This window comes from Novisyntrophococcus fermenticellae (assembly GCF_018866245.1).
GTDB lineage: Bacteria > Bacillota > Clostridia > Lachnospirales > Lachnospiraceae > Novisyntrophococcus > Novisyntrophococcus fermenticellae.
Genome location: NZ_CP076458.1, coordinates 2,873,855 through 2,894,404 on the forward strand (window position 1 = coordinate 2,873,855; position 20,550 = coordinate 2,894,404).

Genomic DNA, 20,550 nt, shown 5'->3' on the forward strand with positions numbered 1-20,550 from the left:
TCCTCTCATCAGTGCCTGGTATATCTTCTTAAGGCCGGGAGTACTTCCTTAAGTACCTCCAACGTATAATTTACTTCATCCAGGGTAGTTCGTTCACTGAAGCTGAATCTTAACGCTGACTCCCTCTCCGCCTGATTACATCCAATGGCCGTCAGTGTCGCACTTCCTGCTCGTCTGTGGCTGGAGCAGGCACTGCCAGCCGATACATAAATCTGCCGCTCCTCAAGCGTATGAAGCAGCACCTCACTTCTTACTCCCAAAAAGGAAGCATTGACAATATGTGGCGCTCCTTCCTCCACCGGCATCCCATGGATCACGACATCCGGAAGCTTTCTAAGTTCTTCCGTCAAATGCTGTTTTAAATCAAACAGATGCGCCTGATTCTGTTCCAGATTTCTGTATGTGATTTCCGCTGCTTTCGAAAGCCCCGCCACTCCGGGGACGTTATCCGTACCGGAACGCATGCCGCGCTGCTGTCCGCCTCCCATAATCATCGGATGCACCTTCGTTTTTTCTCCAATATAAAGAAAGCCTGCACCTTTTGGTCCATGAAATTTATGAGCGCTTGCTGACATCAGATCAATGCCCATCTTACGGGGCAATATTCTGTATTTCCCGAAGGCCTGCGTTGCATCTACATGAAAACTGGTGTTGCGGTTTTTACGTTTAATAAGCTCTCCTATCGCTGCTATGTCCTGTACAGACCCAATTTCATTATTCACATACATCACGGAAACCAGAATCGTATCATCGGTAATGGCCTTTTCCAATTCTTCCATGGATATCCGGCCTTCTCCATCCACACCCAATTTTGTCACCTTGCAGCCCTGCTCTTCCAGAAATGCAAGCGGCGCCGAGACTGCTGAATGTTCGATGGCTGTGGTAATAATATGGTTTCCCTGTCTGCGGTTTGCTAATGCCGTTCCTAAAAGTGCCCAGTTATTGGATTCCGTTCCACCCGAAGTAAAATATATCTCACTTTCCTGAACCTTCATCAATTTCGCCAGTGTCTGAGTTGCCTCTTTGCAATATCGCTCCGCCTCTACGCCTTTCATATGCATGGCGGATGGATTTCCATAATCCACCATCATTGTCCGGACCATAAGGTCCTTTACCTCTTCATAACAGCAGGTAGTCGCTGCATTATCCAGATATGCTTCCATTTTATATATTTTCCTCTATATCTTCTTTTTCATCTATAAGATGATTACTGCTTTTCCAACAGATACATCAGTATTGCTAACAATGTCATCCCGGCAGTCTCCGTGCGAAGTATCCTTTTTCCAAGCGTAATAGGAAGGATGCCATTGTTCACAGCCATATCTATCTCTTTGTCCTCAAAGCCCCCCTCCGGACCAATGAAAAGTCCAATGGATTGTCCCGGCCGAATCCCTTCCAGGACTTCTCTCGTCTCCTCCATACCTTTCGCAAGTTCATAAGGAATCAGGCGTATATCCATTTGACCGGCAAATTTTACAGCCTCCTCAAAACTTTTTACTCCTGTAACCTGAGGTATCACCAGACGTTTTGACTGCTTGGCCGCGCTTTCTGATATGGCCTGCCAACGCTTTAATTTGCTTACTTCCTTCCTGGAATCCAGTTTTACAACACAGCGCTTTGTATTTACAGGAATGACCTCATATACTCCCAGTTCAACCGCCTTTTGAATGATTAATTCCATCTTATCGCCTTTGGGCAGTCCCTGAAACAGGTAAATCCTGGATGGTAATTCTAATCCATTCTCCTGTGCATACACAATTTTTGCCAGAACCTCCTCCTTGTCCAGCGCTTCTATACAGCATGTATATTCCATCTTATTCCCATCGCTGACAAGGATTTCTTCTCCCGGCTTCATGCGCAGTACATTCCTGATATGATTCACATCGCTGCCCTGGATATGAATCCATGTATCTTCAATCTGGTTCTGGTTGACAAAAAACCGATGCATTCCCTCACCTCTTCTGTGCAGTTATGGATACCCATTCGCCCTGATGCGTTATCTCAATTACGGTAAGCCCGGCAGCCTCCACCGTTTTCTTTACTTCTTTTTCTTTCACATCCAGAATACCCGAAGTAATATATACCGCTCCCGGTTTCATATAATGGACAACCACAGGTGTCAGCGGAACCAGAACATCCGCCAGAATATTCGCCGTGACAATGTCATATTTCTCGTGATCCACCTGTGCCTGTACCACTTTATCATCAATGATATTTCCGATTATCATATCAAATGTTTCGGCAGATATCCCATTCACTTCTTTATTCTCTTCAACCGCAGGTATTGCACAGGGATCCAGATCGGTTCCCACGGCATATGCAGCTCCCAGTTTTAATGCGATGATGGATAAAATTCCGCTTCCTGTACCTACATCCAGAAGTCTGGCCTTAGAGGTAACATGTTTTTTCAACTGACGGATGCATAGCTGGGTCGTCTCATGCATGCCCGTACCAAAAGCAGTCCCCGGATCAATATGAATAATCATCTTTCCTTCGTCTTCCGGCTTTACCTCCTCCCAAGATGGAATAATCAAAATATCATCAACATAGAACTGATGAAAGTATTCTTTCCAGTTATTAATCCAGTCTTTATCCTCGGTCTCTGATTTCGTAATAGTTCCTTCCCCTATATCCAGAAACTCTCTAAGACTCTCCAGTTCTTTTTTTACATCTTGCAGGATACTTTCGTTGTCCTCTTCCGGTTCCAGATAAAAGTTCAGATAGGCAATCCCGTCATCTTCCGGCATATCCGGCAGGATATCCACAAACATCTGCTCTTTATCCTCTTTGGTCAGAGGCTGTTTATCTTCAATCTCCACACCCTGAATTCCAATATCCGCCAATGAAGAAATTACGATATCCTCTACATCACTTTTGGTCTTCAATGTATATTTATTCCACTTCATATGTCTCTCTCCTCTATACCAATACGTAGGATTTATAATACACGATTTTACGCCATATTTCAAGCCGGAGTTCAGCGACGACCAAACTGCAACAAAAGAAGGATTGGCTGGAAAACGTGCGTTTCCGTAAACCAATCCTCCGTATCATTTAATCTTCAAATGCTTCCTTTACTTTATCCATAAACCCTTTTTTCTTTTTTTCCGGGCCCGTGGTACGATTACCGCAGACTTCATCAAATTTCCGAAGAGCTTCCTTTGCCTCTTCATTCAATCTGGTCGGAGTCTGGACTACCAGTGTTACATACTGGTCGCCGCGGACACTCTTATTGCGCAGAGAAGGAACTCCTTTTCCCTTCAGGCGGATTTTCGTATCCGTCTGTGTTCCAGGTTTTACCGTATATACTACATCTCCATCCACCGTATTAATCCTTACATCACCGCCTAAAGCTGCCTGTGCAAATGTAATTGGGGCAGTAGAGAAGATATTCATATCCTGTCTCTGGAAAATCGGATGACGGGCTACCTGCACTTCCACTAACAGATCCCCTCTTGGACCGCCATTCCTTCCCGGTTCTCCCTTATCACGAATACGTATGCTTTGGCCGTTGTCAATACCGGCAGGAACTGTTACCTGTATTTTCTTGCGGTTTGCAATAAACCCACTTCCATGACAATCAGCACACTTCTCTTTTATAACCTTGCCGCTGCCGCCGCATTCCGGACATGTCTGTACATTACGAACCATACCAAACATCGACTGTTGCGTATACGTGACCTGTCCGCTTCCGTTACACTTGCTGCATGTTTCAGGTGAAGTACCTTGCTTTGCACCTGTCCCATGACAAGTTGTGCAGGTATCTTTCAGTGTCAGTTCGATTTCCTTGTCACAGCCAAATACCGCCTCTTCAAATGTGATATGAATCACAGCACGCAGATTTGCACCCTTCATAGGTCCGTTATTCGCCCTTCTGGAACGCCCGCCGCCAAACAGATCGCCAAAGATATCACCGAAGATATCGCCCATATCACCACTGAAGTCAAAGCCACCGAATCCGCCCGCTCCGCCTCCGCCGTTTTCAAATGCAGCATGACCGAACTGGTCATATTGGCGCCGCTTATCAGGATCGCTTAAGACACCATAGGCCTCCGTCGCCTCTTTGAATTTAGCCTCCGCCTCTTTATCGCCGGGATTCATATCCGGATGGTACTTCTTTGCCAGCTTGCGGTACGCCTGCTTCAATGTTGCATCATCCGCCCCCTTATCGACTCCGAGGACTTCATAATAATCTCTTTTATCTGCCATATGTTATCACCCTTTTACAGCAGTACAGCGCAGATAGAATCTGCGCTCTGCCATTTACTTTATATCTGTTCACTGCTGCTTCGATTAAACTTCCTTGTAGTCAGCATCAACCACGTCATCATCACTGCTGCCTCCCTGATCCTGGGAATCCGGACCTGACTCCGGGCCTCCTGTGCCCTGTGCCTGCTGCATGTTCTCATACATCTTTGTAAACATCGGCTGTGCACTCTGCATCAGTTTTTCCTGCGCAGCTTTAATGTCAGCAACCTGAGATGCACTCATGTCATCTGCCGGTGTATTGGCAAGCAAATCCTTCAGTGCTGTCAGTTCGGCCTGAACTGCAGTCTTATCGTTCTCAGATACCTTATCCCCAACTTCTTCCAAAGCTTTTTCAATCTGGAATACTGTGGAATCTGCATCGTTTCTCGTATCGATCGCTTCTTTTTTAGCTTTATCCTGAGCTTCAAACTCAGCTGCTTCTTTCACAGCCTTGTCAATATCGGAATCAGACATATTGGAACCCGCAGTAATGGTGATGTGCTGCTCTTTTCCGGTCCCCAAATCTTTCGCAGACACATTCACGATACCATTGGCATCAATGTCAAAGGTAACTTCAATCTGAGGCATGCCTCGTCTTGCAGGCGGAATCCCATCCAGACGGAACTGTCCAAGTGATTTGTTATCTTTCGCAAACTGACGCTCACCCTGTACCACATTGATATCAACTGCTGTCTGGTTATCAGCCGCCGTTGAGAACACCTGGCTCTTCTTAGTAGGAATCGTAGTATTACGCTCAATCAAGCGGGTAGCAACGCCACCCATCGTCTCTATAGACAGTGACAATGGTGTTACATCCAACAATAGAATATCGCCTGCACCTGCATCTCCTGCAAGCTTACCACCTTGTACGGAAGCACCAAGTGCCACACATTCATCCGGATTCAGACTCTTGCTCGGTTCATGTCCTGTCAGTTGTTTTACTTTGTCCTGTACTGCCGGGATACGTGTAGATCCGCCAACCAGCAGCACTTTGCCAAGCTCTGACGAACTAATGCCTGCATCTGACAGCGCTCTGGTAACAGGTTCTGCTGTTCGTTCAACCAGTCCATGTGTCAGTTCGTCAAATTTAGCTTTAGTCAAGTTCATATCAAAGTGTTTCGGTCCTTCTGCCGTAGCCGTAATAAATGGCAGATTAATATTGGTGGTAGTAGCACTGGAAAGTTCCTTCTTGGCTTTTTCTGCTGCTTCCTTAATACGCTGCATAGCCATCTTATCACCGGATAAATCAACGCCCTCATTCTTTTTAAACTCAGCAAGCATATAATCAGCGATCTTCTGGTCAAAATCATCTCCGCCCAGTTTATTATCTCCGGCGGTTGAAAGTACTTCTATTACACCGTCACCAATTTCGATGATAGAAACATCAAAGGTACCGCCGCCTAAATCGTATACCATGATTTTCTGTTCTTTTTCATTATCAAGGCCATATGCCAGCGCAGCGGCTGTTGGCTCATTGATAATACGCTTTACATCCAGACCGGCAATTTTTCCGGCATCTTTTGTTGCCTGACGCTGTGCGTCATTGAAGTAAGCAGGTACGGTGATAACCGCTTCTGTTACTTTTTCGCCCAGATAGTTCTCTGCATCAGATTTCATCTTCTGAAGAATCATCGCAGAAATCTCCTGTGGAGAATATTGTTTTCCATCAATTGTTTCACGGTAGTCGGTACCCATATGTCTTTTGATGGAAGAAATTGTTTTATCGGCATTTGTAACTGCCTGACGTTTTGCAGGCTCACCTACAAGCCTTTCGCCTGTTTTTGTAAATGCTACAACAGACGGTGTGGTTCTTGCTCCTTCTGCATTAGCAATAACGGTAGGTTTACCACCTTCCATAACAGCAACACAGCTGTTCGTGGTTCCCAAGTCAATTCCTATTATCTTACTCATGATTAATTCCTCCTGTTTATATATGTTACAAATATAAGTTAGTTTGCTACTTTTACCATGCTGTGGCGAACCACTGCATCTTTATACAGGTAACCCTTCTGGAATTCTTCCACAATGATATTCTCACCTGCATCTTCATCTTCCACATGCATTACCGCATTGTGTAAATTTGGATCAAATTCCTTCCCGACAGCTTCAATTACTGTCACTCCCAAATCCTCCAAGGTTCCGAGAAGCTGCTTATAAATCATATGCATGCCATCTGCGAACGGATCTTTCAGATCAGGCGCTACCGCAAGCCCTCTTTCAAAGTTATCTATGATTGGAAGGATCTGCTCCACAACATCCTTTGCGCCAATTGCGTACATTCCTGATTTTTCTTTTTCCGTACGCTTTCGGAAGTTATCAAACTCTGCCATCTGACGCTGCAGACGATCGGTCAGCTCTTCAATTTTTTCGTCTTTTTTATCTTTTTTCTTTTTGAAAAACTTCTTTTCTTTGACTTCCTTTTCGGATTCTGCGTCCTCCGCCGCACCCTCTTCTTTCACATCTGCTTCTTTTTCAGTACCCTGAGAACCTGAAGCTCCATCCTTATCACTTCCAATGGTTGCTTCCGCCTCAGCCGTATCTGCTTCTCTGCAGATTTCCTCTGTTAAGTCTTTTTCTGTGTTCTCCATTACCTCTTCAACTTTCTTATTTTCTTTTGACACTTTTTATACACCGCCTTTGACCAGAGTGTGTTTTTGAATTGCTCACTCTACGTATCCGTTTTTTTGAATATACCATCCAACTGTCCCTTCAACGTCTTCAGGTTATCAACTACATTCTCATAATCCATGCGTTTGGGTCCTACAATTCCTATAGTTCCCCTCATGCCGTCTCCTAATTCATATGTTGCCGTAACAACGCTGCAATCTTTCATAGTCTGAATCGGGGACTCATCCCCTATATAAATCTGAATTCCGGTACTGCCTTCCTGATTCTCGTCTTCACCTTCCACATCCTTCAGCATATCTGCAAGTACCTGCTTTTCCTCGAATGCCGAAAGTAATTCACTGGCTTTTTGGTTATCTGACAATTCCGGATATTTAAGGAAATTTGTGGCTCCACTTGTATATACAGGAACATCCTCGGCATCTACCGCAATTGCAGCCGCCACTGCATCCAGTACACTGTTAATTACACTGCTGTGAATGCCAGCCTGTTCTTTCAGTTTAGTTATCATGCCCAGATTAATCTCTTCCATGGTCAAACCATTCAACTGCGTGTTCAGCATCAGATTCAGCTTAAGAATCTGCTCGTCATTGATTGCATCCTCAAGAGAAATCATCTGGTTCTTTACCATATTGCCTTCTGCGACAATCACCGCCAGAAGCTGTTCCTCACTCACCTTGGAGAGTTGTATGAATTTCAGTTTTGTCTGATGAATCTGAGGACCTGTAATCATTGTGGCATAATGCGTATTAGATGCCAGAATTCTTACCACCTGCTGAAGTACTTTTTCCAGTCTGTCGGTCTTACGAATCGCCAGTTCCTGAATATCTGCCACTTCGCGTTCCTTTTCCTTCATCAGCTGATCCACATACAATCGATAACCTCTATCTGAAGGAATGCGGCCGGCGGAAGTGTGGGGCTGCATAATGTATCCCATCTCTTCCAGATCCGACATCTCATTCCTTATTGTGGCGGAGCTCAGATTCAAATCCGTATACTTTGAAATTGTCCTGGATCCAACCGGTTCCCCGGTCTCCAGATAAGTCTGGATAATCGCTTTTAGAATTTTACACTTTCTCTCATCCAGTTCCAATGTCCCGAGCTCCTTTCTCATTCAGATTTATTAGTCTTGTTAGCACTCGTTGTGTTGGAGTGCTAACATCTATGTTCTTACTATAGTACTGACTTTAATTTTTGTCAACACCTTTCCAACGAAAAACTGTGAAAATTTTGTAAACAGTTCAGCCATGCGAACAATCAAAGCCCTGGCCAGGAGAAAGCTTGCTTTCGTATGGGCAGGGCTTTGATTGTTCATAGGGCGCTCTGCCCAAGCGAGATGCAGCGCAGTGAAATCGAGCTTTGGCTGAACTGTTTATAGCTATGAGAGCTTCAAAGCCCTGGCCAGGAGAAAGCTTGCTTTCGTATGGGCAGGGCTTTGATTGTTCATAGGGCGCTCTGCCCAAGCGAGATGCAGCGCAGTGAAATCGAGCTTTGGCTGAACTGTTTATAGCTATGAGAGCTTCAAAGCCCTGGCCAGGAGAAAGTTTGCTTTCGTATGGGCAGGGCTTTGATTGTTCATAGGGCGCTCTTTTTAAAATAAATCATCTAATGACTTCTTCAACTCTACCATCTGGTCTCTCAGTTCTGCAGCCATCTCAAAGTTCAAATCAGCGGCTGCGGCTTTCATCTGTTTTTGTACCTTTGTAATGAGTTTTTCAAGTTCATCTTTGCTCATGGATTCCGGGTCTTTTTCAAGTTTGTTTTCCGATTTCGCCACTTCCTGTGATATACTGATCAAGTCCCGGACGGCCTTCTGAATCGTCTTTGGCGTGATTCCGTGCTCCTCGTTATATTTTTGCTGAACTTCCCGGCGGCGGGCGGTTTCATCAATTGCCAGACGCATGGAATCCGTAATCATATCCGCATACATAATCACATGTCCGTCTGAATTTCGTGCCGCACGGCCAATTGTCTGTATCAAAGAGGTTTCAGAACGCAGAAAACCTTCCTTGTCAGCATCCAGAATTGCAACCAGCGTAATCTCCGGGATGTCCAGCCCCTCTCTCAACAGATTAATTCCAACCAGTACATCAAAGACATCCAGCCGCATATCACGTATGATTTTTGTACGTTCCAGTGTGTCAATATCTGAATGGAGATAACGTACCCGAATTCCGTTTTCTTTCATATAATCAGTGAGATCCTCAGCCATTCGCTTGGTCAGCGTGGTTATCAGAATTTTATTGTGTTTGGCAACCTCTTTATTAACTTCCGTAATCAGATCGTCGATCTGCCCTTCCACCGGTCTCACTTCCACCTTGGGATCCAGCAGACCTGTGGGACGGATAATCTGATCCGCCCGAAGTAATTCATGGTCTGCTTCATATTCTCCGGGAGTGGCCGATACAAATAGAATCTGATCTATCTTGCTTTCGAATTCTCCGAAGTTCAAAGGCCTGTTATCCTTGGCTGAAGGCAGCCGAAAACCATAATCCACAAGCGTGGTCTTTCGAGACTGATCTCCTGCATACATTCCCCGGACCTGAGGAACCGTCTTATGGGATTCATCTATGATAATCAGGAAATCGTCCGGGAAATAATCAATCAGAGTATATGGCGGCTCACCCGGTGCCAGGCCTGTCAGATGGCGTGAATAATTCTCGATTCCCGAACAGATACCCGTTTCTCTGAGCATCTCAATATCAAAATTCGTCCTCTCCTCGATCCTCTGTGCCTCTAAAAGCTTGTCTTCACTTTTAAAATACCTCACCCGCTCGGTCAGTTCCTCTTCGATTGCATTCGTTGCCTCACGTATCTTATCAATAGGCACTACGTAATGAGAAGCCGGAAATATGGCTATGTGTTTCAGTTCTGCTTTGATTTCCCCGGTCAATGTATCAATCTTGGTAATACGGTCAATTTCATCTCCGAAAAACTCTACCCGGACAGCGAGTTCACTTTCCTCCGCCGGGAAAATCTCCAATACATCTCCACGTACCCGGAATGTTCCACGGTGAAAGTCCATATCATTACGGTCATACTGGATATTAATCAATTCCCTGATGACATCATCACGGTCCTTTTCCATTCCCGGTCTCAGTGAAATAATCATATTCTGATAGTCCGCCGGACTACCAATACCATAGATGCAGGAAACGCTGGATATGATGATAACATCCTTCCGTTCACTTAAAGCCGATGTGGCTGAAAGACGAAGTTTATCAATCTCATCATTGATAGCTGAGTCCTTTGCAATATAAGTGTCTGAGGATGGAACATATGCCTCCGGCTGATAATAATCGTAATAAGACACAAAGTATTCGACGGCATTTTCAGGAAAGAATTCTTTGAATTCTCCATAAAGTTGTGCAGCAAGCGTTTTATTATGGGCGATAATCAGTGTGGGTTTATTTAGCTGCTGGATGACATTCGCCATGGTAAATGTCTTACCGGAACCGGTAACACCCAGCAAAGTCTCAAATTGATTGCCTTCCTTGAATCCTTTGACCAGTTGTTCTATGGCCTCCGGCTGATCGCCGGTGGGCTGAAATTCTGATACTAATTTAAATTCGCTCATCTGATTACCTCCGTTTGTGACCTGGAAAATGGCGTTCTATAGACCAATATACGAACTAATACTCGCAACCCATTCTATCACAAAAAAAATAAAAAGTACAGAGGGGCAGGAACGTTTGTTCTGTGCTTTTTACCATTTTATTCTCAAAACTCATACCTCTATAACCGAAAGGAAATGTTTTCAAACTATCATATTCATCCAGAAAATCCATTGCAGCCTTTTGATTTTTAAACTTCTTTCATATCATCAATACCTTTATCTAATGCCTCATAAAGTTTTTCTTCATCACTTTTTTCAAATTTATTTTTTATATTTGTTCACCAATGGTATATTGCCTATTATAAAGCATGCCTTCTAATTTTATTCGGGCAGAATTCTTCCTATAATTATAGCAGAGATTCTGCCCAAATACAACGAAAGCAAGACTTGCTTCATTTGCTTCATGAGAAATAATTGTGAAAAAGTAGAAACATGATAAAATATATGGAATTAAGCATGATACCAAAATGGAAAGAGGTAGTTTCATTAGACGTTAAAATACTAATCATAGAAGATGATCATACGCAGAACAATGTCCTTGCCAATTTTTTAAGAAATGAGTCTCACTGCTATCCGAATCTATTCGCCATCACCGTTTTTTCAAATCGGCGCGGCCGGGTAATACAGATATATTCTCCGCCCCCCTCTATTAGCGGGAACAATTCTTTCAGCATCATGGATTCATTACAAAATAAGGCTTTTCGTTTCATTTTGTTATAATAAATAGGCTGTTTTACTGTCTACATACATTCTCATCGTTTATTACCTCTTTCCAACATCTTACCTCTTATAAAAGCACGCCTTCTAATTTTATTCGGATAGAAGCCTTTCTACAATTATAGCAGAGATTCTTCTCAAATACGCGAAAACAAGAGCAGCCGCTCCAATAATATGGAGCGGCCGCTCTTGGCTGTACCTTCTATTCTTCCACTGTCCCTGATGTTTCTGCATGCTCACCGGCTTCTGCCGCTGCATTTTGCTCCATCAGTTTACTGATATCAATCATAACCCCGCCATCTGATCCCGTAACAGTTGGCAATTCACCATTCCACTTCTCAAGATATTGCTGAATCAGAATATTGTTTGTAATTGATTTCTCTAAAAGCTCATTGGCTTCTTTTTCTGCCTGCGCTGAAATCAGCTTGGATTCTGCTTCTGCATTGGCCCTATCAATATTTTTCTTATTTTCAATCTCCTGTGTCTCGGCTGCCTGTTTCGCAATATTCTTATCGTTTACTGATTTATTATACTCGTCTGTAAATGTGATATTTCCGATAGTAACCTGGATCACGGATAATATATCCTGACCGTATTTATCATCAATGTATTTCTGCAGTGTTTCTTTTACCTTGGCTTCCACATCCGAACGCACAACGACACCATCCGTATCAAAGCTGGGGGTTGTTGCTTTAATTGCGGAGGATACAACACTGTAAGTCAGCAGGTTATCCGGATCGGTTACGGTAGAGTATACATACGAAGCTTTCTCTGAGTTAATCTGATATGTAACGGTAACACCACTGATTGTTATGGGCACCTTTCCGGTAATTGTGGACTCAATTCCACCCTCATTGCTGACTACCTCCAAATCTTGCTGCCTGCTGTTAACCTTAACAATCGTCTGAACGAATGGAACCTTAAAATTAAAACCCTGTGAGACAGCTTTTTCATCGACCTGTCCAAAAGTAATTCTTACACCACTGTAACCCGTTCCTACAATCACAAAACACTGACTGAATAAAATCGATGCCACACCCAACAGCAGCAACAGTTTATATCCCGCTGTTTTCTTCTTTTCGCCGGTACTAAGTGCTACCTTCTTTGCAAATATCGCAGATACGATTCCTGCTATGATGAGCATTCCACCAATCCCAAATAAAATAAAATTTAAACTCATCTTTCCTCCTCTTGGTTTTCTTCAAGTTTTTTGAATATCACGCACTATTTTTACATTTTAACATGCTATTCTTTAAAAGTACAGATAGGTAATTCAATACATTCCTGCTCCAGCTTAATCCCCTCTGTCAGCATATAAGACAAAACATCTGCATACTCAGGATTTTTATCTAACGCACTCTTCAGACGTTTCCTGTCGTTTGCTGTCAGGGCTTTGGCATACTTTCCGTACCGCTTAAGCGTTTTCAGATCCATCCGATATGTCTGAAATGGTATCCCGGTTCGCTTCCGTAAGTCCTCATATATCTCAAATCCACCTGCATCAATATCACCAAAGTGAAGATACTCTGCCCGTGGCAGCTGCTCATAAATCAGCCTCAGCAGATTCCTCCGGGAAGCATTATGATATCCCCCAAGATATATAAGCAGGCTGTCTGCCTCCTTCCAGTGAAAGAATGTCGTCAGGTTTTCGATCGTTATCACCCTTTTGATTTCCTTTGTCCTGCCCAGACTTACACCTGCCAAATCCTCCCCACAAATTCCAAAGCCCTGTCCGAGATCTTTCAGCAGTACCTTAGAATCTCCAAAATACAGCACCCCGCTGCTGCCCTTGATATATACATAATCGGGTGTATGATAGATCAGATGCTCAGCCAGGATTGCATAGTTGTCCATGTCTCGATACTGCCGGCCAAATTGCCGCATCACTTTTCCCACCAGCGGAAGCATTCCTTCAAACACTTTCGAATCCGCAAAATGGCGAATTGAAAACTCTCTGATATAGCAGGATTCGCAATTCTCTTCAATCAGCGTTATTGCCCGGATGAACCGCTCGGTCTTCTCCCTGTCATTAAGTGCAATATATTCTCTGACTGATTTCCCATCTCTGATTCGCCTGCCAAGATAGTCAATAAAATCCCGTCCGGTTTGAGAAGCTGTTTCCCCACCCAGAGTTTCCAAAAGCTGCAGGGTCAAAGCTGCATCCTCGGCCTTGGGTGTCCGCTTTACGTATTGGTAGACTTCCTCAAGATGGTCTTCCTTTAACAATACCTTCTGAACAATATGTCTTCCCTTTTTCCACACAATTTTAATATAGCCTTTTTTCTCCAGAGCTTGGATTGCTGCATGGATTTCCTCGTAGTCCAGCGAACTTTCATCAAAATATTTCGGAATGCTCTTTCTGGAAAAAGCGAAAGAGATACAGATATTTACTTTATTTCTTCCAGTAAAGAGCCGGCTGCGCTCATAGGAATCCAGCAGCTGGTTTAAAATATATTTATCATAGCGCACCATTATGATACTCCTCGATATAATTTACCTTTTGATCTGTCATAACCAGTAAGGTTTCTTCCACTGCCGGTCCAATATACTGGATCTTATCCGGCGGCGCAGCAATGATAATCTGTAACGGCAAACGGCGCAGAAATTCCAATACGCCGCCGATACGCTCATCATCCATATTATTGAAGGCCTCATCAAACAGCACCAACCCAATTGCCTCCCCGCCTATATTATTTCCATAAAGCTGCACAAAGGATGCCGCCACCGTCACATAGAATGGCGTCTGTGTTTCACCACCACTCTTTTCTTCACATACTTTTGAGTAAAAAGAGTGGCTTCCATCGCTGTGCACAATCTTAATATCATAGTCCATATAGGTTCGATAATCCGTAAATTCATCCAGAGCCCGTGTCTCATTTTCATTGTCCAATGCCAGGCGTTCAAACAATTCTTCAATAACATCCTTATGGTTTTCATGAAATAGCCCGCTGAATATGGATTCACCTTGTACTGCATTGAAGTCATCCATAATCATTTCATAATATTTACGATGACGGCGGCTCGGCAAATAGATAAATTCATAACGCTCATTGCTAAAGTCAATATCTTTCAGGGCTTTATTCAGTTCTTTGAACTCCCCTTGCGCCTGCTTTATATTTTCCTGCAGCTTAGCCAGAAACTGTTCCCGAAATTCCTCTTCCGCAGCCTGCTTTGCCGTCTGCACCTTTTCTTCGTAAGTCAAAAGCTCTGATGTCCGCAGCCGCTCATAGACAAGGGCAAATTCCGGATAACCTTCCATACCTACAGGTGCCCCAAAGTCATGCTCCGTCTTATAGTCAATCATAACACGAATCATCTGCTCTTCGGCATTTTTCCAACTGGTGGCATTGGCTTTTCGCTGACGTTCAAAGTTTTCCTTAAACTGTTCCAATGTCTTTTTCCCGATCTGCTTATCATACTCTGCTTTCCAGAGTATGCCTGTCTCCTCTGATCCGGCGGCTCTGGCTGTCCGGCTTTGGCAAGACAGCAGCTCCTGGGCATACAGCCTCAATGAATCCTCTGACACTTTTACCTTGTTTTCTATATTCCCGTAATTCCGGTTGCTTTTTCCAATCTCCTCCTCCAGCTCCTTGCGCATTCTTTCTAATGCATCCAGCTGAATCTGTTTTTGGATAAAGGTTGCATTCTTCTCCAGTGTCCGGATGTTGTCCCGGCAGCTGCTTATCGCCTGCTGCAGCTTGCAAAGCTTCGGAATTACATCCAGACGATACTTAACATCCACGTCTGTTTCTGTTGTCAATGGCATCAGTACACGCTCCATCGCGGCTATCTTTTCCGTATATTCGCGCATTTGACGCACCAGATCCTCTTGCTGCCGCTGTGCCTGCTCCAGCTGCACCTTAAAGGCATTGCTGCCAATAAACGGTACTTCAAAGACTGCCGGCTTAATCGCACTGGCAACCCGGTTCTGATACTTCATACATTCCCTGGTAATTGAAGTCGGATAATGCTTCAGCTCATCATAGTGTGCACACATCTGCACCTTCCCCAGAATCATATTGGCAAACCGGCGGGCATACATATTCTTCGAAGTAACAACTGCAGCCAGTGTGCCTTCCGGAGCCGTATCGTAATCCTCCAGCTTTTGCGTATTGATAAGTCCTGCGCCATAAACCTTCTTAAGTCTCCGCAGCTTATCATAAGTACCCAGTGCAATATCGAAATGCTCCGGATTTACCAGAATGTAAAACCTCTGTGTATTTAAATAGCCCTCCACGGCATTGCGCCAGCTTTCGTCCGTAATCTCCAGCAACTCGCAGAGCACGTAAGGTTTGCTTCTCCTGCCGATACGATTGAATTCCTCCCCAATTGCTTCCACCAGACAATTCACCCCATCCGTATATGACAACTGTTTACGACTCAACCGTTCAATCTTTTTTTCAAGTACCTGCTGTTCCTGCCTTTTTTCGTTGAGACGTATCTGTACCTCCGCAATATGACGTTGAATTCTCCCATACATCTCACCTTTATATCTGATGACTCGTTCCGAAATCGCTTTCACCTCTGAAATTTCCTCTAGCCGGTCAAGATCGGAAATTGCTTCAACATATTCGCCAACACATGAATCCACATCACTTACCTTTAAAAGCTGCCGAGCCTGGTCAAGAGCCGTCTTGACGATTTTTTTCAATTCATTCTTTTCGCCAACACGTTCACATTCTTCTTCCTGCAGCCGCATCAGTCGTTTCTTCTGCTCTTCACACGCCAGAAAATCCTTATCCTGACTCATCTCAACCCGCAATGCAGTTTCCATCTCCTGCTTCTGGTCACGTTCGCTGATTAAAGCCCTGCGTTTCTTTTCTTCCTCCGTCAAACGGTGTTCGTAAGTCTGAATATCTGCCTTAGCCCGGGCAATCCTGTTCTTTGTAATATCCAGATCAGCCTGGGAAAGGAAATACTCATACATCTGGTCCTTTTTCATTCTGCTGCTGGTCTCGTCGTAATGCTTCTCAATTTGCTCAAGCTTTGCAATTCGTTTTTTGACGCTTTCAAGGGTACGTTCAAGATCCTGATAAGTACGGACATTTTCCCGTAAAATATCGATATTTACTTCTTTTTCATCCAACACATAGGAATAAACAAAGTCCTTGATGTCATCAATTGGCTTGAAGGCCAGTGCCTTAGGAATCAGGCGGAAAAATTTGTCCTCAATCCGTCCGAATCTGCTTTTCATAACCTTCTTAGCCTCCGCCTGCGTCTTGCACCACTGCCTGATTTTTGGATTAGATACCCGAAACTCATTGATTGACTTTGGCTTTAACCCATTTAAAAACATCTCATCCGTAAGCCTTACGTCATCTATCAGATATCTGACCACGGTCTCCTGTCCTTCTGTTGCCGAATCAATGACTGCTCCAACCACAAAGTAGCGTTCTTTGCTCTCTTCATAGAATTCCAGCGCGATGTGAGCACTGATTTCCCCTTCTCTTTCATAGGGTTTATTTTCCTTACCTGTCTTACAGCGGATGTAACCGGCCAGTTTACGTTTGCCATTTTCATGCGCTGCTTTGTTAAAGTAATTAGCAGAACAAGTCACAACAAACTGTATCGCATCCAAAAGTGTCGATTTTCCTGCTCCATTTTCACCGGAAATCAGGGTGGCCACCTCAAAGTCTACCGTACAATTGGAAAAACGATGCCAGTTAATCAACTTCATTCTCGTCAATTTCTTCATCGTCTTTTCTCCCCCTTCTATAAGTTTCAAGTTTTTCATATGCCTGCTTGATGTCTTCCACTCTGACTGCCATCAGAATACTGTCATAAATCAGCACGCGGGATTCCTCATTTGTCAAATCCTTATCCAGTGTCTCCACCAGTCGAAAACGCCTATATAAATTCAAAGCATTGCGCATGGTTGTCTTATCAATCATCTTATCCCTGATTTTTAGACTTAAAAACTTATCCTGGATATCCCCAAGGTTTACAATCACCTCATCACTGACAGAAAGTTCCCGCTTCTTCTCATCATAAAGAATCCGCAGCACCAGCAGAATGATGGATTCGAACAGTTTTAAGTTTAAACGGTTATAGTTCTGCGGGTTGGTGAGTTGAATCACACCGTATTCCTCATTGATTTCCAGACGATATCCCAGAACCCCCAGATATTCCGCAAATTCTTTTCGATACTTCAGGGTAAAATAATAATCTGCCCGGCTGCTTGCGTCGCTTTTACAGATAAAGCAGACGCTTAAAAGTCTGTTGCAAAGTCTTTTAAATTCATCCTTCTCCCGTGCCAGCATACCTTCTAAAAATTCCAAGTTTTATTTCCTCCAAATCTCATAATCCTGAAAACGAAATCCATTGACTGTGGTTTCTTCTTTACGCTCGATTCGATACTTCATATTCTTTCGCTGCCCATACAGACGAATATAGATTACTTTGATAAAGTCTTCGACACCTTCAAGCGGCAATTCTCCTGCCCGCATCGATGTGCGTTCCCCTAACCGTTCCTCAACATATGCACCGATTTTATCCGGGGTCAGCATACGCTGCATTTTCTCGGTCATTTTCCGCAGCTTTTCCTGCCTCAGCAAGATGTCCGGTTCGTATGTCTCTATTTCCTTCGGAACAAATTCCCGGTGTCCTTCCACCTGTGAGTAAAAGGAATTGCTGTCCGGAAAACTGCTGCTGTAAATCCGTACCAGATGATCTAAAAACTCTATTTCATATATCCCACCCAGATCCATCTGCTCTTCATTGATCTTTTCATTCAGCCCAATCAGCAATTCTTTTAACTGCCCCCGGATGTCCTCACTTCCGGTCAACAGGAATTTCGCACGGTTGATTGCCGCCTTCTGATACTGGGCATTCTTATGATTAATTTCGTTCAGGATGTCATCCATATTACGGAATGCTTCAATAATATCATGTAGATATTGATATACAAGTTCTTCCGCTTCAGTCACAGAAAATTCCTTCATTGCAGCAATCTCCACGGCCGCCGATTCAATATAATTATGGCTCTTACTCTTACTCTCCAACCGCTCGATGATCTCCGGTCTGAACTTAGAAACATTATCCGATGTCAGCAGACGATGGTAAGCCTTGTCCACGATGTTCGTAATATAGTCATTGAATAAAGCATCCATAATTTCCGCAACAGTGCTGTGTTTCGTCAGTTCATCAATATAGTGTTTGATGTTGGAATTCAGATTCTTAAGTCCTGTAATCAGCAAATCTGTATTTTCCAGAATCTGCATCAGCACTACTCCGGGATTATTGGTATTGCCTCGAACAAGGCTGTAGATGGTATAAATATACCCCTGATACTCTACCTGCTTACCATCCGCAATCTCTAACAAGGTCTTAATAATCCGTACCGCATACTCCTTGAAATTAACCCGCTGAATATAACTTTTATCCGTCTCTATCTCAATCCAGCCATACTGCTCCAACCGCCGCAGCATCAGATTTGCCTTTCCCCGGCTATCGGCTGCGGCAAACTCCTCTTCACGCATCTCAGCTGCATTCTTCTGCTCAAAGTAATACTGCAGCTCATCCACCAGAACATCTCTTTCTACACCAAAAGAAAGCTGTTGGTTCATGACCGAAAACAGCTTTAAAATACATTCCCAGTATGCAATTTTCCCCGGCGAAGAAAGCGGATTGAAAAAGTTTGCCGGAATGGTTGAAAACAGGTGGGGCAATGTAAGTCTCCTTTTTACTGCGTGCAGACCAGGAGTGGCTTTTCAGACGCACTCTGGCATGCAGATATTTATTTATAAAAATAGTTTAACACATCTGAAGGAAATGGGCTAGCCAAAAATTTTTAATCCATCTACAGAAAATATTTTTTCAGCTCTCCAATCGTCCTGAGGGAATATTCATATAAGGTAACACCAAAGTATCCTTCCCCGGAGATCTCTAAATCATAAGGGTTCCGAAGTGCTACAAAGGCTTTTGGGATTTTTTCTTTTTTTACCGCTTCAATCAGTTTTTTCTGCCCTGCATACAGATGACCGTTCAAGGTAGCAAGTACAAGTGCCGATTTACCTCTGGAAGCAAGCAGGACCTTCTCAATCTCCCGATCATCGGGATTCTGTGGGATACAGACAGCTTCCCCGCCAAACCTCTTTTGCATCTCATGGGAAAAATCAAACGCATCTGGAATACTGCTTGAGGCAAGTGTCACACGGGAAGGCACAGGCCCGACAAACACAGGATTCTTTCCCAGATAAAATACCTCAGATACATTTTCATTTTGCGGAGAGATGGTCTTCTTTAAAAATTCGTCTGCAAATTTAATCCGGGCTTTTGTATCAGATTTTTCCCCTTCTACTTGTAATGATACAGAAAGATTCTCTTTTTGAGCCAGGACATGGGAAACTGCATCATCAATCCGTTCCATGGAAAGTCTCCCGTCCTCCAGCGCCCTCATTACCTCCAATATGGTGGATTTTGCAAGAGAAGGCGTATGGGAAATAAAGATTAAATCAACCCCGGCGGCAAGTGCTGCCACAGTCCCGGCTTCCGTCCCGTAAAATTCTTTTATAGCATTCATCTCCATACAATCAGAGATAATCAGTCCCTGAAATCCAAGCTTTGCACGCAGAAGTCCATGAACGACGCTCCGGGACATCGTGCAGGGGATTTTTTCCGGCTCCAGAGCAGGAACCAGAACATGTGCTATGGTAACCGCAGGAAGCCCCTCTTTGATTAGTTCTTTAAAAGGAAGCAGCTCCCTGCTCTCCAGTTGCTCATGGGATCGTTCGATGACCGGAAGAGAGAGGTGGGAATCCACTGATGTGTCTCCATGTCCCGGAAAGTGCTTTCCGGCACATAAAATCCCCCCATCCAGATATCCTCTCATCACAGCTTTTCCACACTGTGTGACCGTCTCAGGGTTTTCACCAAAGCTTCTGACGCCAATGACCGGATTTTCAGAATTGCTGTTGATATCCAGGACAGGAGCAAGATTAAAATTAATACCTGACTCTTTTAATTCTTGTGCCGTAATTTTTGCACCCTGATACATCAGATTCCTGTTTCCTGTATATGCCTGTGCCATGGCCGAGGGCATGACCGCACACCCTTCGGGTAAGCGGGATACAACGCCTCCCTCTTCATCAATTGTAATGAAAGGGAGGACTCCTGTCGTCTTTTGTATTTTTGCATGTAGTTTTCCACACAACTGCTTCAGCTGTTCTTTGTTTTCCACATTGTGAGAAAATAAAATGACATTTCCCACTTTATATCTGTTTACAAGTTCAAAAAACGCATCATCTGGTTCTCTTTCCGGAAACCCAACTACAAATAGCTGCCCTATTTTTTGCTGCAGTGTCATTTCTTCTATTTTCATGCGGTCCTCCTGTTGTATCTGAAAA

At 43.9% G+C, this 20,550-nt stretch carries 15 protein-coding genes; all 15 read right to left on the minus strand.

The features are described 5' to 3' along the window. Window positions 1-8 precede the first annotated feature (8 nt). Entirely contained in the window at window positions 9-1,163 is a 1,155-nt protein-coding gene (locus tag KNL20_RS13325; protein ID WP_230398216.1) for a cysteine desulfurase family protein, read from the minus strand. A 44-nt stretch (window positions 1,164-1,207) separates the two neighbouring features. Beyond that, entirely contained in the window at window positions 1,208-1,948 is a 741-nt protein-coding gene (locus KNL20_RS13330) for a 16S rRNA (uracil(1498)-N(3))-methyltransferase (protein WP_230398217.1), read from the minus strand. 4 nt (window positions 1,949-1,952) lie between these two features. Further along, a complete protein-coding gene (gene prmA / locus KNL20_RS13335) occupies window positions 1,953-2,906 on the minus strand; it encodes a 50S ribosomal protein L11 methyltransferase (protein ID WP_230398218.1) in 954 nt (317 codons plus the stop codon). A 148-nt stretch (window positions 2,907-3,054) separates the two neighbouring features. Continuing rightward, the gene (dnaJ, locus tag KNL20_RS13340; RefSeq protein WP_230398219.1) at window positions 3,055-4,209 is read right to left on the minus strand and encodes a molecular chaperone DnaJ; all 1,155 of its coding nucleotides are present in this window, start codon (window positions 4,207-4,209) and stop codon (window positions 3,055-3,057) included. Between the two features lie 84 nt (window positions 4,210-4,293). Further along, on the minus strand, window positions 4,294-6,159 hold the full coding sequence (gene dnaK / locus KNL20_RS13345; protein ID WP_230398220.1) for a molecular chaperone DnaK: 1,866 nt from the start codon (window positions 6,157-6,159) through the stop codon (window positions 4,294-4,296). Window positions 6,160-6,197: 38 nt separating this feature from the next. Next, window positions 6,198-6,836: a nucleotide exchange factor GrpE gene (gene grpE, locus KNL20_RS13350; protein WP_230400121.1), complete on the minus strand. Its 639-nt coding sequence runs from the start codon at window positions 6,834-6,836 to the stop codon at window positions 6,198-6,200. Between the two features lie 80 nt (window positions 6,837-6,916). After that, window positions 6,917-7,966, minus strand: a complete 1,050-nt coding sequence (hrcA, locus tag KNL20_RS13355; protein ID WP_331468196.1) for a heat-inducible transcriptional repressor HrcA — start codon at window positions 7,964-7,966, stop codon at window positions 6,917-6,919. Between the two features lie 69 nt (window positions 7,967-8,035). Further along, window positions 8,036-8,188: a hypothetical protein gene (locus KNL20_RS13360; protein ID WP_230398222.1), complete on the minus strand. Its 153-nt coding sequence runs from the start codon at window positions 8,186-8,188 to the stop codon at window positions 8,036-8,038. Window positions 8,189-8,464: 276 nt separating this feature from the next. Continuing rightward, a complete protein-coding gene (gene uvrB / locus KNL20_RS13365; RefSeq protein ID WP_230398223.1) occupies window positions 8,465-10,450 on the minus strand; it encodes an excinuclease ABC subunit UvrB in 1,986 nt (661 codons plus the stop codon). A 958-nt stretch (window positions 10,451-11,408) separates the two neighbouring features. Next, window positions 11,409-12,386 carry an SPFH domain-containing protein gene (locus KNL20_RS13370; protein ID WP_230398224.1) on the minus strand — a complete coding sequence of 326 codons (978 nt, stop codon included), beginning with the start codon at window positions 12,384-12,386 and terminating at the stop codon, window positions 11,409-11,411. Between the two features lie 65 nt (window positions 12,387-12,451). Further along, complete coding sequence (locus tag KNL20_RS13375) at window positions 12,452-13,678, minus strand: Wadjet anti-phage system protein JetD domain-containing protein (RefSeq protein WP_230398225.1); 1,227 nt, start codon at window positions 13,676-13,678, stop codon at window positions 12,452-12,454. Next, the gene (locus KNL20_RS13380; RefSeq protein ID WP_230398226.1) at window positions 13,665-16,901 is read right to left on the minus strand and encodes an ATP-binding protein; all 3,237 of its coding nucleotides are present in this window, start codon (window positions 16,899-16,901) and stop codon (window positions 13,665-13,667) included. Before KNL20_RS13380 ends, KNL20_RS13375 begins: the two co-directional genes overlap by 14 nt. Beyond that, the gene (locus KNL20_RS13385; protein WP_230398227.1) at window positions 16,870-17,484 is read right to left on the minus strand and encodes a DUF4194 domain-containing protein; all 615 of its coding nucleotides are present in this window, start codon (window positions 17,482-17,484) and stop codon (window positions 16,870-16,872) included. The genes KNL20_RS13380 and KNL20_RS13385 overlap by 32 nt, the downstream gene beginning before the upstream one ends. A gap of 3 nt (window positions 17,485-17,487) precedes the next feature. Then, window positions 17,488-18,873: a Wadjet anti-phage system protein JetA family protein gene (locus KNL20_RS13390; protein ID WP_230398228.1), complete on the minus strand. Its 1,386-nt coding sequence runs from the start codon at window positions 18,871-18,873 to the stop codon at window positions 17,488-17,490. Between the two features lie 131 nt (window positions 18,874-19,004). Continuing rightward, window positions 19,005-20,525, minus strand: a complete 1,521-nt coding sequence (gene nagZ, locus KNL20_RS13395; protein ID WP_230398229.1) for a beta-N-acetylhexosaminidase — start codon at window positions 20,523-20,525, stop codon at window positions 19,005-19,007. Between the last annotated feature and the right edge of the window lie 25 nt (window positions 20,526-20,550).

Coding starts and splice junctions, on each gene's coding strand:
- KNL20_RS13375 (WP_230398225.1), bottom strand. CDS start 13,678: ATGGTGCGCTATGATAAATATATTTTAAACCAGCTGCTGGATTCCTAT.
- uvrB (WP_230398223.1), bottom strand. CDS start 10,450: ATGAGCGAATTTAAATTAGTATCAGAATTTCAGCCCACCGGCGATCAG.
- nagZ (WP_230398229.1), bottom strand. CDS start 20,525: ATGAAAATAGAAGAAATGACACTGCAGCAAAAAATAGGGCAGCTATTT.
- KNL20_RS13325 (WP_230398216.1), bottom strand. CDS start 1,163: ATGGAAGCATATCTGGATAATGCAGCGACTACCTGCTGTTATGAAGAG.
- KNL20_RS13380 (WP_230398226.1), bottom strand. CDS start 16,901: ATGAAGAAATTGACGAGAATGAAGTTGATTAACTGGCATCGTTTTTCC.
- KNL20_RS13370 (WP_230398224.1), bottom strand. CDS start 12,386: ATGAGTTTAAATTTTATTTTATTTGGGATTGGTGGAATGCTCATCATA.
- dnaJ (WP_230398219.1), bottom strand. CDS start 4,209: ATGGCAGATAAAAGAGATTATTATGAAGTCCTCGGAGTCGATAAGGGG.
- prmA (WP_230398218.1), bottom strand. CDS start 2,906: ATGAAGTGGAATAAATATACATTGAAGACCAAAAGTGATGTAGAGGAT.
- KNL20_RS13330 (WP_230398217.1), bottom strand. CDS start 1,948: ATGCATCGGTTTTTTGTCAACCAGAACCAGATTGAAGATACATGGATT.
- grpE (WP_230400121.1), bottom strand. CDS start 6,836: ATGGAGAACACAGAAAAAGACTTAACAGAGGAAATCTGCAGAGAAGCA.
- dnaK (WP_230398220.1), bottom strand. CDS start 6,159: ATGAGTAAGATAATAGGAATTGACTTGGGAACCACGAACAGCTGTGTT.
- KNL20_RS13360 (WP_230398222.1), bottom strand. CDS start 8,188: ATGAACAATCAAAGCCCTGCCCATACGAAAGCAAGCTTTCTCCTGGCC.